The organism is Reichenbachiella sp. 5M10 (assembly GCF_002742335.1).
Taxonomy (GTDB): Bacteria; Bacteroidota; Bacteroidia; order Cytophagales; family Cyclobacteriaceae; genus Reichenbachiella.
Window position 1 is genome coordinate 543499 of the sequence record NZ_MDGR01000007.1, and the last position, 14002, is coordinate 557500.

8 protein-coding genes are annotated in these 14002 nt (G+C 46.1%); 5 read left to right on the forward strand and 3 right to left on the reverse strand.

Features of this window, described 5'->3' with window-relative positions; genetic code table 11:
• Positions 1–12 precede the first annotated feature (12 nt).
• The 5 genes from BFP72_RS02215 (at position 13) to BFP72_RS02235 (ending at position 10804) form a co-directional block, all read left to right on the forward strand.
• Positions 13–1698: a RagB/SusD family nutrient uptake outer membrane protein gene (locus tag BFP72_RS02215; RefSeq protein WP_099597553.1), complete on the forward strand. Its 1686-nt coding sequence runs from the start codon at positions 13–15 to the stop codon at positions 1696–1698.
• Between the two features lie 145 nt (positions 1699–1843).
• A complete protein-coding gene (locus BFP72_RS02220) occupies positions 1844–5155 on the forward strand; it encodes a VCBS repeat-containing protein (RefSeq protein WP_099597554.1) in 3312 nt (1103 codons plus the stop codon).
• A 131-nt stretch (positions 5156–5286) separates the two neighbouring features.
• Positions 5287–7542: a glycoside hydrolase family 3 N-terminal domain-containing protein gene (locus BFP72_RS02225; RefSeq protein WP_099597555.1), complete on the forward strand. Its 2256-nt coding sequence runs from the start codon at positions 5287–5289 to the stop codon at positions 7540–7542.
• Positions 7535–9466, forward strand: a complete 1932-nt coding sequence (gnd, locus tag BFP72_RS02230; RefSeq protein WP_099597556.1) for a decarboxylating NADP(+)-dependent phosphogluconate dehydrogenase — start codon at positions 7535–7537, stop codon at positions 9464–9466. Before BFP72_RS02225 ends, gnd begins: the two co-directional genes overlap by 8 nt.
• Positions 9467–10804 carry a GntP family permease gene (locus BFP72_RS02235; protein WP_099597557.1) on the forward strand — a complete coding sequence of 446 codons (1338 nt, stop codon included), beginning with the start codon at positions 9467–9469 and terminating at the stop codon, positions 10802–10804. It abuts the gene before it with no gap.
• 45 nt (positions 10805–10849) lie between these two features.
• Here BFP72_RS02235 and BFP72_RS02240 read toward each other — a convergent pair whose 3' ends face one another.
• From BFP72_RS02240 to BFP72_RS02250, 3 genes are all read right to left on the reverse strand, one after another.
• Entirely contained in the window at positions 10850–11941 is a 1092-nt protein-coding gene (locus BFP72_RS02240) for an AEC family transporter (protein ID WP_099597558.1), read from the reverse strand.
• Between the two features lie 144 nt (positions 11942–12085).
• Entirely contained in the window at positions 12086–13276 is a 1191-nt protein-coding gene (locus tag BFP72_RS02245) for a histidinol-phosphate transaminase (RefSeq protein WP_099597559.1), read from the reverse strand.
• Positions 13277–13401: 125 nt separating this feature from the next.
• Positions 13402–13716 carry a hypothetical protein gene (locus tag BFP72_RS02250; protein WP_099597560.1) on the reverse strand — a complete coding sequence of 105 codons (315 nt, stop codon included), beginning with the start codon at positions 13714–13716 and terminating at the stop codon, positions 13402–13404.
• Between the last annotated feature and the right edge of the window lie 286 nt (positions 13717–14002).

Consider the following 14002-nt stretch of genomic DNA (forward strand, 5'->3'; position numbering starts at 1 on the left):
AAGAAATTAAGCATGAAAAAGATAGTAACACTAATATTTCTGAGTGTCGTAGGATTCTACGGCTGTAAAGAGGACTTCACGACGACTCCACCCAAAGGAAGTCTCGGAGGAGATGTATTGCAAAACGAGGAGGGAGTCGATCTACTGTTGACGGCTACCTACGGACTATTGGATGGGTTCATCTCTGGTGATCCATGGCAAGCTTCTGGTGACGGATGGTGGTTGGACGCGTCGACTGATGATGCAAACAAAGGCAGCCATGATAACGATCAGCCAGATCTGCAGTCTTTTCAGATGTACCGCTGGACTCCTAGCAATAGCTACTTCATCACCAAATGGCTCGCCGTATATGGCGGGGTAGATAGGGCCAACTCGGTGATCAATTTGGCCAATTCTATCGAAGGATCGGACATGACTGTCAAAATCGCAGAAGCGAGATTCTTGAGAGCACATTTTCATTTTGAGTTGCAGAGGCTTTGGGCCAATGTGTCCTATATCAGTGAGGATTTGCAATTGGATCCAGATCAACCCAATTCGGGCCCAATTTGGGATCAAATAGCTGAAGATTATCAGTTTGCTGTGGACAACTTACCTCCGACGCAAGATACGCCAGGTAGAGCGACGAGTTGGGTAGCCAAAGCTTTCTTGGGCAAAATGTACATGCAGAAGGGAGATTATACGACTGCACTGCCGTTGCTGACCGATGTGATCGACAATGGCCCCTTTGGCTTGATTGCAGAGTTCAAAGACAACTTTACCTTCGCTAGCAAGAACAGTAAAGAAGCGATTTTCTCGATTCAGTTCAACATCGGAGGAGTGGCCAATGACGCCAACGGAAATCAAGCACAAGCACTCGTACATCCATCGGGCGGACCTTATTCTTCATGTTGTGGGTTTTATACGCCGACGCAGGATTTGGCCAATGCCTACAAGACTGATGCAGCGGGTTTGCCGCTATTGGATACCTTCAATGATTCGGATATCAACAACGATTATGGAATTGAGTCCGGGGATCCTTTTACACCGTATGCGGGCAACTTGGACCCACGGATTGACTACACCATTGGTAGACGAGGGATTGATTTCAATGGCTATGGAGTCAATCCAGGCAAGGATTGGGCACCAGAGCAACCTGAGGCCGGTCCGTATTTGGGCAAAAAGGGAGCGTACAAGTTCGAGGAAGAAGCTGATTCCAAAGGAGCAGGCAACTGGGGGCAGCAGAGTTCTGCACTCAACTACAATCTCATGCGCTATGCCGATTTGCTCTTGCTAGCTGCCGAGTGTGAGATAGAGGTAGGATCGATTGCCAAAGCGGAAGAGTATGTCAACCTCGTGCGTGCACGGGCCAGAGACATGACCTATGTCAAAGAGGTAGGTGGTACAGCAGATGCAGCGACCTATGTCATCGATGAGTACCCCGTGGGGACATTTGCAGCACAGGGTGCAGCATACGCCCAAAAGGCTGTCCGACATGAGCGTAGACTAGAGCTAGGCATGGAAGGCCACCGATACTACGACTTGAGAAGATACGGTTCGCTCATCGAAGTGATGGAGGATTTCTTTGTCAACGAAGACCGTATGTACGGAAATCGATTTGTAGATGTCACAGTGGAAGACAAGAATTATTACTTGCCTATTCCGCTTAGAGCAATTGACCTAAGTAACGGGAAGATCACACAAAGCGACGATTGGAAATAAATCGCAGAGATACAAAAATGATGTGTCGAGTATAAAATAGGCTCGACGATTGCCAAACCAAGAATTTGTATCCTTTTTTGGAAGGAGGCAGATTCTTGGTTTTCTTTATTGACTAACCCTTTTTGTTTTTATACAAAAAAAGTAAATGATGATGAGAGAGCTATGTCAGCAAGTAGGTATGCTAACAGTATGGACGATGCTGGTTTGTGCGTGTGCGGCACCACAAGACCAAGTAGGCAGTCGATTTGAACAACTACCCTCCACTACAACCCAAATTACCTTTTCAAACCAAATTCAAGAATCCGATACCCTCAACTATTTCAAGTATCCTTATCTGTACATGGGAGGAGGGGTAGCAGTTGCCGATTTTGATGGCGATGGATTAGAAGACATCTACTTCACGGGCAATATGACCGCCAATAAATTGTATCGAAACACAGGAAATCTCGTCTTCGAAGATGTGACCGAAGCTGCTGGAGTAGCTGGGGCTGAGTACAAGTGGTACACAGGAGTTTCAGCAGTCGATATCAACGCCGATGGATACATGGACCTATACTTAAGTGTCGCAGGGTTGGGCGAGGATAGAGCCAACGAACTTTATCTCAACAACGGGGACATGACCTTCACCGAATCCGCCAAAAAAATGGGGTTGGCAGATAACCAAAACTCGGTACAGACCGCTTTTGTGGATTTTGATCACGACGGAGATTTGGATGTATATGTGGCCAACTATCCTATCACGAGTTTCAAAACCGCCAACGAATCCTATCGATACATGATCGATCGCCCAGACCCTGCCAAGAGTGACCATCTCTATCGCAATGAAGGAAACGGCGTATTTGTAGATTATACAGCGCAGGCAGGTTTGCTTTCTTTTGGTTTGTCGCTGAGTGCTACGATTGTAGATTTCAACCAAGACGGATGGGAGGATATCTATGTGTCCAATGATTTTAGTACTCCGGATCAGTTTTATATCAATCAGGGAGATGGGACTTTTGTGGAGCGAGTCAAGTACATCACACGACAAACCTCTTTTTATGGAATGGGGGCGGATGCTGCCGATATCAACAATGACGGACTGATTGACCTCATGCAGGTCGACATGTCTTCCGAAAACAACAGACGACAAAAAGCCAACATGGCGAGTATGAACCCTGAGTTGTTTTGGTCCACCGTCAACAATGGCTTTCACTACCAATACATGTACAATAGTTTGCAACTCAACCAAGGTATCGTCGATGACTTGCCTGTGATGAGCAACATCGCCTGGCTCGCGGGAGTTTCGTCTACTGATTGGAGTTGGGCACCTTTGCTTGCTGATTTTGACAATGACGGGTACAAGGATCTATTCATTGCCAACGGTACACGAAGGGAAATCAATAACCGTGATTACTTTAAAAAACTGAATAATCAGCTCGATGATGCCTCAGACCAAGAGCTTTTACAAATGGCAAGGGAGATTCCTTCTGAGCCCATTGATAATTACATCTTTCAGAATCAATCTGGAGAGGGCTTTGTCAAAAAAAACAAAGAGTGGGGTGTGAGTTTCGAAGGCTTTTCCAATGGGGCAGCTTATGGAGACTTGGACAATGACGGAGATTTAGAATTGATCGTCAACAATATTGATGCAGAAGCTTTGATCTACAAAAACAATACGGTAGAAAACGGAGAGGGTGGATATCTCCGGATCGACCTACAATCTGCAAACAACACTTCTGGGATTGGTACAGAAGTAAGGATCTACCAAGCGGGAAAACTGCAGGTGGCGCAGGTGCAGCCAGTCCGAGGATTTCAGTCTTCGGTAGAACCTACACTGCACTTTGGGACGGGAAGCCACCCGGTGATTGACTCATTGTCTATCTATGCGGCTGGACGAAAGCAGCAGACCATGTACAATGTTCTCGCCAACCAAACACTAGAGATCAAGGTGATAGAAGCCAGTCCTCTGGCGCTAGAGAAGCAGGAGTCAACCATAGACCCTTTGATGAAAGAAGTGACGCTTGAGCATCTTGGAGAGATGCTGTATCATCGCGAAAATGGGTTCAATGATTTTCATTTTCAGGTTTTGCTGCCCCATAAGATGTCGAATTTTGGGCCAGCACTCGCTGTGGGAGATATAGATGGAGATGGAGTAGAAGACCTATATATAGGTGCTGCGGCAGGCAGAGTGGGATACATCTACCGAGGCTTGGCCGAGGGGGGATTTGCTGCGAGGGAAGCGCTCGAAGAGAGTAGCCCGTGGCACGAGGATTTGGATGCTGCTTTTTTTGACGCGGATCGTGATGGTGATCTAGACCTCTATATCGTCAGTGGTGGCAATGAGTTCCCAGAGGGACACCCCAACTACCAAGACAGATTGTTTATCAACGAGGAAGGGAAACTCATTGAGAGTTCGGGAGTTTTACCCGTACAGGCAGAAAGTGGTGCTTGTGTACGCCCTTATGATTACGATGGGGACGGGGACTTGGATTTATTCATTGGGACACGTTTGACGCCTTACAATTACCCCTTTGCCTCCAAGAGTCTGTTGTTCGAAAACAAACACGAGGAGGGGCAACTCAAATTTGTCGATGTGACCGAGGCAGTGATGCCAGATCTAGATGGGATTGGGATGGTGACAGACGCCATTTGGACGGATGTCAACGGGGATCAACAGATGGACCTCATGATTGTAGGGGAGTGGATGCCTGTCAAGACCTTGATTCAGAAGGATGGAAAGTTCAGTGACCAGAGTGCTTCCTATTTTGAGGACAATATGACCGGTTGGTGGTTTAGCATCGATCAAGGAGATTTTGATCATGACGGGGATATGGACTATGTCTTGGGCAACATGGGACGAAATTATAAGTATCAAGCAAATAGAGGGGAGCCTTTTGCCATCTATGCGGATGATTTCGATGACAACAACAAGAGTGATATTGTGCTCAGCTATCACGCTGAGGGCGAAGAATACCCAGTGAGAGGACGTCAATGCTCATCAGAGCAAATCCCAGCCATCCAGGTGGTATTCAAAGATTACAATTCATTCGCCAATGCCGACATGCAAGAAATCTACGGGACCGAAAACCTTGACAATTCTTATCACTTCGAGGTGGAGGACTTTTCCAGTATCTATTTGGAGCATACTGCAGATGGTTTGAAAAAAAATATCTTGCCTTATGCGGCGCAAGTTTCCTCAATCAATGATTGGGTAGTGAGTGACATCAATCAAGATGGTCATTTGGACTTGTTGTCCGTGGGTGGCTTGTATGCCTCTGAAGTGGAAACTCCAAGAAACGATGCAGGTATCGGTTTGGTCATGTTGGGGAATGGGAAAGGAGGATTTGCTCCACAGAGTATGAGTCAGTCGGGATTGTGTGTCCCTCATGATGCGAAGAAGGTCGTAGCTCTCGGTCAGAACCATATCGTGGTAGCGAGCAACAAGGGGCCTCTGCAGATTTTTGAGGTCAAGGAGTAAAACACTGGTTTTCAAGGCTGTGAGACTCCGTTCTCTCAGTTTTGAAACATATACCCTACCATTCTGAAAGATTTTTGGGTTTCGTGATTTCGGTCAAAAGCTAGTTTTGTCAAAATCTCAAAGCATAGCAGATGAAACGAAAGATGATGAACATCCTGCTTCCCCTCATGGTGGTCGGCGGATTGGTAGTACTGGGTTGGAAAAGCCCAACCAGCGAGAGCTCAGAAGTCGAACAGCGAATTGAGGCGTTGATTGCTACGATGAGCATCGATGAGAAAATTGGTCAGCTCAATCAGCGGGGAACGTCTTCTCGAGAAAATGGTATCTCGGACGAATTGAAAGAGATGGTACGTAGAGGACAAGTAGGTTCCTTCCTCAACGTGCAAAGCCAAGAATCGATAGTAGAGCTACAGCGCATCGCTGTAGAGGAGAGCCCTCATGGTATTCCGCTCATTTTTGCTCGTGATGTGATCCATGGTTTCAAGACTATTTTTCCGATCCCTTTGGGGCAAGCAGCCAGTTGGAACCCTGAGCTCGTGGAGCGAGGAGCTCGTGTTGCTGCGATTGAGGCATCTTCGATGGGGATTCGATGGACTTTTGCTCCGATGATTGATATTGCTCGTGACCCGAGATGGGGACGTATTGCAGAATCATCCGGAGAGGACCCATATTTGAGTGGGGTGATGGGGGCTGCTGCCGTTCGGGGTTTTCAAGGAGATTTGTCCCAGCCCAACACCCTAGCAGCTTGCGCCAAACACTTCATCGGCTATGGAGCTGCGGAGGGTGGTCGAGACTACAATACGGCGGTGATTAGTGATCCTCTTTTGCACAATGTGTACTTGAAGCCTTTTAGAGCAGCTGCTGATGCAGGTGTAGCGAGTTTCATGAGTTCGTTCAACGAGGTGAACGGTGTGCCTGCCTCGGGCAACGAATATGTCTTGCGCGAAATTTTGCGTGATGATTGGGGGTTTGATGGCATAGTGGTCAGCGATTGGAACAGTGTCACCGAGATGATCACCCACGGATATAGTGAGAATGAAAAGGAGGCCGCTTATAGTGCCGCGCAGGCGGGAGTAGACATGGAGATGACCAGTCAGGCCTATGCTCACCACATGAAGGGGTTGATCGCCGAGGGACGACTCTCGATGGAGCAGCTCGATGAAAAAGTAAAGAATATATTGAGGGTCAAGAGTAGACTGGGACTATTTGAGGAGCCCTATTTTGATGTGGAACAGGACGTCCTCTACGCAGAGGAGCATTTGGCGTCTGCCAAAAAAATGGCGCAGCAGAGCATGGTCCTACTCAAAAACAATGGTGTGCTGCCTTTGTCACCAACCAAAGTTGCAGTATTGGGACCACTGGCTCATGCACCGAGGGAGCAATTGGGTACATGGATATTCGATGGAGATGAGAGCCACTCGGTGACACCATGGTCGAGTATCCAAGAGGAGTTTGGTGATCAAGCCTCGTTTGTGTCTGGCCTCAGTTATAGTAGAGATCAATCTACTGAGGGGTTCAAAGCAGCCATCAAGGCTGCCAAGGGATCGGACGTGGTCTTGTTTTTTGCAGGAGAGGAGGCAATTTTGTCGGGCGAAGCACATAGTCGTGCAGATATCAATCTCCCTGGTGCACAGGAGCAGTTGATTCGAGAGATAGCCAAGACAGGCAAGCCGATTGTGTTGGTGGTTTTGGCCGGTAGGCCCATCACCCTCAGCCACATCATCGACGAGGTAGACGCTGTACTTGTCGCGTGGCATCCTGGCACCATGGCAGGGCCAGCTGTCGTAGACATACTGACTGGCAAGGTTTCCCCAAGTGGTCGTTTGCCTGTGTCTTGGCCCAAGTCTGTGGGACAGATACCGATCTATTACAACCACAAGAAAACCGGGAGGCCTGCGAGTGAGGAGAGTTTTGTACATATTGATGATATTCCATTGCATGCATGGCAGAGCTCACTCGGCAATACATCTCATTATTTGGATGAGGGGTTTCGTCCGATGTACCCTTTTGGTTATGGGTTGACCTATAGTCAATTTGAGTATTCGAAGCTGCGTATCTCCAATGACTTGTCCAAGGAAAGGGACAGTTTGATTGTCTCAGCGAGAATCCAAAACATAGGGAAAGTTCAAGCCACGGAAGTGGTGCAATTTTATGTGCAGGATAGTTTTGGTAGCCTGACTCGTCCAGTACGTGAGCTTAAGGGATTTCAACGATTGGAACTACTACCCAATGAGGTCACGGAGGTAAGGTTTATCTTGACTAAAAACGATTTGGCATTTTATACGGCTGATCAGGAGTGGGTCGCCGAACCAGGCGGATTTAGAATCTGGGTGGGACAAAATGCAGAAGAAGGATTAGAGGGGAGTTTTGAGCTGCGGGATGAATAGGGCGACCGCATATAGAGAGATCATCGTGGTGTTGGGTGTGAGTGGCTCTGGCAAGAGTACCATTGGCGCTATGCTAGCGAAGCATATGCAGGTTCCGTTTGACGATGCGGATGATTTTCATCCAATTGTCAACAAGGAAAAAATGGCAGCAGGTCAACCACTCAATGATGAGGATAGAACCCCATGGTTGGAAACCTTGGCTTATCATATCGCTGACCGTTCGAGGCAGGGTGGTGGTGTATTGGCTTGCTCTGCCCTCAAGGAAAAGTACCGGAAGGCATTGGTTAGGTATTGCTCCTCGCCAGTTCGTTGGGTGCATTTGGATGGTTCGAGAGAGCTGCTGGAGGAGCGTCTGAGCGATAGGCAAGGACACTTCTTTAAGCCACATTTGTTGGACTCCCAGTTGGACACCTTAGAGCCACCTACCTATGGTTGGCGATTGGACATCAAAGAAAAACCTGAAGCGATTGTTTCGCAAATCATAGAATTAATGAAAATGGAAAAAGCAGATTTTGGTTTAGTAGGATTGGGAGTGATGGGCAAGAGCCTTGTACTCAATTTGGCGAGTCGTGGTATCGCTGTGTCAGCATACAATAAGCCTAGGACTGGAGAAGAGCGAGTGGCCAAGGAATTTGCCGCGGCACATGCCGATAGGGATAACCTACAGGTTTATGATGATTTACCCCAATTTTTGGAATCACTACACTCCCCCAAGAAGATTATGCTGATGGTCAGTGCAGGCCCTGCCGTAGACGCGGTTCTCGATGAGCTGATCCCTCAACTTGAGCCTGGAGATATTGTCATCGATGGGGGCAACTCTCACTACTATGACACCAAGCGGAGAGTTAATTTTTTGCGTGAGCACGGAATCCATTTTGTAGGATGTGGTGTGTCTGGAGGAGAAGAGGGGGCTCTAAAGGGGCCATCGATCATGCCAGGAGGGAATCTAGACGCCTATTCGGCGATAGCCAAATACCTAGAAGCCATTGCCGCGACGGACAAAAATGGCAGAGCTTGTTGTACCTACATAGGAGAGGAAGGCTCGGGCCATTTTGTCAAGATGGTACACAATGGAATCGAGTATGCAGAGATGCAGCTGATCGCTGAGGCGTACCTATTGTTGCGAGAACGTGCCGCGATGACTATCGAGGAGATAGCTGCGTTGTTTAGCGAGTGGAACCAGGGAGAGTTGCAGAGCTATTTGTTGGAAATCTCGGCAGAGCTCCTTCCTTTCAAGGAAGGAGACGACTATTTGGTGGATCTGATTTATGATGCCGCCCAACAGAAAGGAACGGGAGGGTGGTCTACCACTGCGGCTTTGGACGTGGGAGTGCCTTTCAGTACGGTGTCTGAATCTGTGATGGCTCGACACTTGTCTGCACTGAAACCGCTTCGCGTCATTGCTGCTGCCAAATATGGTAGAGTGTGTGTGCCTGACGATGTAGATCGAACAAGCCTAGTGGAGTCTTTGCGACATGCCTATGCATCTGCCCGGGTGGTCAATCATGCCATAGGTTTCGAGATGATCCGAAGGACATCAGATCAATATGCCTGGCAGATCAATCTCTCAGAGTTGGCACGTATATGGACCAACGGGTGTATAATACGGTCTGGACTCATGGAGGATCTTGTATCAGCTTTTGAGAAATTCCCAGATACTCATTTGTTGTTGATAGATACCTATGTGGAGCTGCTGAAGGCCAAGAGACAAGGCTTATCCAGCACGGTAGCGAAGGGGATTGAGGCAGGACTATCTTTGCCTGTATTTTCAGCATCTGTCAATTACCTCAACGGCTTTACTGCTGAGCAATCTTCTGCCAATATTATTCAAGCACAGCGCGACTATTTTGGTGCACACACGTATCGTCGCAAAGACAAGTCCTTGGATCAGATTTTTCATACCGACTGGACAAAACACTCATAGATGGACTGGCAATTATTGATCGCAGTGGTCTTTGGGGTGGTCGTTTTACTCTCATTGATCCTCAGACTCAAAGTGCATCCTTTCTTAGCTCTATTGATTGCAAGCATCGTCGTGGGGATAGGAGCTGGGTTAGCGCCTGATTTGCTATTTGAGCATTTGGTTTCTGGTATTGGAGGGACATTAGGTTTCGTAGCGACGATTGTAGGCTTGGGAGCGATCATGGGAGCGATTCTGGAGAAGTCCGGAGGTGCAGCCAGTTTGGCCTCTTGGATGATCAGCCGCTCTGGAGAGGACAAAGCCCCGTGGGCACTGATGCTTGCGGGATTTTTCGTAGCGATACCGGTGTTTTTTGATGTAGCTTTTATCATCCTATTGCCTATGGCGATAGCTATCAAGAACAAAACGCAGAAACCCTTATTGCTTTACGCCATGCCTTTACTCGCTGGCTTGGCTATTACACACGCGTTTATTCCTCCTACACCAGGGCCAGTTGCGGTGGCAGATATTTTGGGAGCAGATATCGGATGGGTAATACTCTTCGGAGCGATCGTGGGGTTGCCTGTGGCCGTAGTGAGTGGTCCGATCTTAGCCCAGTATGTATCTAGGTATGTACGATCGCCAGAGGTTCAGCACCCTTCCAGTCTCAGTCATGAATACGTCTCCCCACAGTCAGTACTGCTTATTATTCTCTTTCCGATTACACTAGTGATTGCTCAGACGATCGTCAAAAGTAGTCCAACACTCGGTCAACATATACCAGGTTATTTAGCTGATATGATCATTGTAGTGGGGCATCCTTTCTCAGCCTTGATACTTGCCAATCTATTGGCTTGGTATTTCCTTGGGATTAGAAAGGGCTTTACTCGGGGGCAGTTATTGGATGTCTCTTCGGATTCGTTTCGACAAGCAGGAGCCATCATACTTTTGACAGGAGCAGGAGGAGGGTTCAAGCAGATCTTGATAGAGACGGGCGCAGGGACGATGATTGCTGATAGTTTAGGAGGCTCTTCCTTGCCTCCAGTATTGTTTTGTTTTGTCGTAGCGACTATAGTGCGAGTAGTACAAGGTTCATCCACAGTAGCAATGGTGACTGCTGCAGGTTTTACAGCGCCGTTGATCCCTTTGTTTGGGGTTAGTGAGTTGGAAAAGGCCGTTTTGGTGATTGCCATTGCATCTGGAGCGTCTATGACCTCTCATGTCAATGATAGTGGCTTTTGGTTGGTACAGCAGTATTTGGGACTTACCGAGAAACAAACCTTTCAGACTTGGACGCTGATGACAACCATCATAGGGCTCACTGGGTTCATTGTATGTTGTGGGTTGATGTGGTTGCTTTGATTACAATATCGCAAGTGTATTGAATGTGTGAGACTTGCAGGACATTCAGGTGAAGAGCTCCACCTTTTTGTGTTTTTTCATGAACTTGTATAATAGAGGTAAAGAAAACATCAGTAATCCCAAACAGAGAACTAGTGATGGGTTTGTAAAGAAGGAGCGAAACGAGTAAATACACATAATTAGAAAGGTTGAGAAGGGGAGTGAGCAGGCCATCACGGAGATAGCAAAATCAATGTCGAAAGTAGGACGAGGTTGTTTATCCGTTTTTTCGAGACTATTGACGGTACTCATGTGTGCAAATGGCCAAAAACTACAAGAGCTCTGAGGGAAAACCAACAGCAATAGTGCCAGAGCAGGGCTCAGCGAGGGAAAGAGTAAAAGGACTAAGCTTGACAGGATGAAGGTCAATCCTGCTCTCCAAAATAGGATATTAGTAATGTGTTTGAGGTCTTTCCATTTGATTTTGGCAGACATGCCGATGAATAGTAAAACCAAGGGAGTCATGATGCTGCTTACTCTCATTACGGAGCTATCGATGAACGAGGGTAGTGAGTTGATGCTCATCCCGAAGCTGAGAAGAATAAGCGCCGCGATGATCACCATATTGATGGGTTCATTGACTAAGGCGATGAATAAGCTTTTCAACTTGCTCGAAGAGGAGATTTTTGTTGTTGTGATTGACCTACTGTGGTACCAGCGCATGGCTAGGATATAAAGCATGATCAAGACAAAGACTTTGTTTCCTACATCTGCTAAGGCAGCTAAAGCCAAGCTGTCATCTCCCGAATAGACCATAATGAATGGAAAACAGGATAGACCGGGTGCTAGAGAAGGCAAGAGCATCATTAAGGTTCTAGATCTACTCTCGTTACCTGATGGGATGATGGATTTGGATAGGTATTTGGTAGCTATGAACATCAAAAGGTTGAATGCTAAAGCGATGATAGGAAAGATAAGCAAAGTAGCGTCTAGCTCAATTTTGAGTAGTGCTACAAAAATAGTCGCAGGAAGAGCAACGTTTAGTATGATGACTTTTATTCCACTGAGACTCTCTTTGGACTGAAGTTTTTTTTGTAAGAAATAACCCAAGCTGATAAGCAATATCAGTTCTATTGTTTTTTGTAGAGCAAAATTCATATTTATCTCGATATATGTGCGACTAGGTGTTGAGAGTTCAATGTTTGTGAACTCTTTTCAGTAAGTAGTTAAAAACCTTGTGGTTGGGGGAGAATGACGGCAAGACACTTTTTTGTGTTTTGTGCCTTGCCTGTAGTTTGTGGTTTAGACTAGTACTTGCTTGAGTGATTGGATAAAAATTTTCATCTCATCCATAGTGCCTATGCTCACTCTACACCATGTTTTGTCCATGATTTTGAAGGAACGAACGGCCACACCTGTGTTTATCATTTTTTCTAAAAAGACTTTGCCGTCCATCTCGATGGGGAAAATTACAAAACTAGTGGAGGAAGGGATGTATTTGTAACCTAGAGTGTCTAGCTCTTCGCATACATAGCTTCTTGCTTGTGCATTGAGTTTTCTTGATTCATTCTGAAATGCCACATCATCCATACTTGCTGACGCTGCAAAGATTGAGGTGTAGGAGATTCCCATGCCACCTCTAGTGATTTTGCTGATTTGAGAGATAATCTTATCGCTGGCAACTATATAGCCGACCCTTAGACCTGCCATTCCGTGTATTTTGGAGAAAGTACGTGCGATGATTACGTTTTTCCCTTCATTGATCAACGAGACCATACTTTTTTGGGCTGCATCGTCCAAGAATCCTAAATATGCTTCATCAATGAATACGGGTACTTTCTCAGATACTCTAGAGCAAAAATCCAATAATTCATTATGGTCTGTCATGCTCCCTGTTGGGTTGTTTGGGTTACAGATGTAAACGAGTTTAGTCTCTGAATCAATCGCTTTCTCCATAGCTTGAAGGTCATGTGACCAATCTTTTTTGAGAGGTATGGCTTTCCAGTTAGCACCTGTAGATTGAGCAACTTGGATCAATGACATATAAGAAGGGTCTGCTGATACGACATTTCCTCCGTCCATGAATAAGACCATGGCCGTTTTCTCCAAAAGATCTGATGAGCCAGGCCCCATCATGATTCTTTTCGGATCTACCCCTTCTTTTGCAGCGATTTTATTGATCAGATCAAACAGCTCGGTCCATGCGTAGCGATTGCCCATGAAAGCCTTTTCTTGGACAGCTTGGATTGCTTTGGGCGAAGGACCATATGGGTTTTCATTTGCGTTGAGTTTTGCTTTTAGGGTATTGGCATCCGGAAATACCTTCGGTACATATTCTTCAAAGAACGGACTATATAGCGCATTGCCTTTGGCGTTGAATCGAATGGGAGCTTTTGTCATCTCTGCCATTGTGAAATATGGAGACACTGCCAATCCGCCAGCGGTTATCATTCCGGCCTTCAGCCAGTTTCTTCTATTAATTTTGGTTTCCATTTTAATTTATGTTTTGTGAAACAGGGTTTGTATTGTGTTTAATGTGTTCGTTGCTTATCAGGGCAGGTAGATAGAATTTGAAAGGGTAGTTACAGCATAGTACGTTGAAAACTTAGTCGCACCATTTACCGAAGTACCTGAGATGATCCACAGAGTGTGTTTTTCATTTCATCGAGACCATCGAGTGACATTTGAAACAGTATTTGGCCATCTTGATTCTGCCAAAGAGTTATGCTGCTGTGCTCTTCTGTGTTTTGCTCAAGAATAGAAATGAGTGTAGGTGTTTTTAAAGTAATGAGCGTTCCTGTGGTGTGTTCAATCTTTAAGCTGTACCAGTATTTTTCAGGGCTATACCCAAACATGATTTGTTTCTGTGCTACGGTATGATCGCAATTTATGACCAAAGTTGGCAATGGAATGTTTGGTAGAATCTTTCTCATATTATTTGATTAGGATATAAAATGTCTGAGGAAAGAGTAGCGGAGTTCATTTTGTGCTCGAACGAATGTTGTTGTTTTTCTTCTATATCTGAAACCCGTAATAGATGCTTGATTGCTATCTGTTTTGTTCGTGTATTAGATTGTGTGATTGATTTTGAAATGTAATCTTAAGGTTTTAATCGACAAGGGGGAGTAGTTTGCTGGAGTAGTTCGAGGAGGACAACTAAAAGCATAACAGTATGTGAGGATACGCATAAAAGAGTCATTTAAAATTCATGTTTTGCTT

Bases quoted from the DNA above. Each gene is read 5' to 3' on its own strand.
- BFP72_RS02215 (WP_099597553.1), top strand. From the start codon at position 13: ATGAAAAAGATAGTAACACTAATATTTCTGAGTGTCGTAGGATTCTAC.
- BFP72_RS02220 (WP_099597554.1), top strand. From the start codon at position 1,844: ATGATGATGAGAGAGCTATGTCAGCAAGTAGGTATGCTAACAGTATGG.
- BFP72_RS02225 (WP_099597555.1), top strand. From the start codon at position 5,287: ATGAAACGAAAGATGATGAACATCCTGCTTCCCCTCATGGTGGTCGGC.
- gnd (WP_099597556.1), top strand. From the start codon at position 7,535: ATGAATAGGGCGACCGCATATAGAGAGATCATCGTGGTGTTGGGTGTG.
- BFP72_RS02235 (WP_099597557.1), top strand. From the start codon at position 9,467: ATGGACTGGCAATTATTGATCGCAGTGGTCTTTGGGGTGGTCGTTTTA.
- BFP72_RS02240 (WP_099597558.1), bottom strand. From the start codon at position 11,941: ATGAATTTTGCTCTACAAAAAACAATAGAACTGATATTGCTTATCAGC.
- BFP72_RS02245 (WP_099597559.1), bottom strand. From the start codon at position 13,276: ATGGAAACCAAAATTAATAGAAGAAACTGGCTGAAGGCCGGAATGATA.
- BFP72_RS02250 (WP_099597560.1), bottom strand. From the start codon at position 13,716: ATGAGAAAGATTCTACCAAACATTCCATTGCCAACTTTGGTCATAAAT.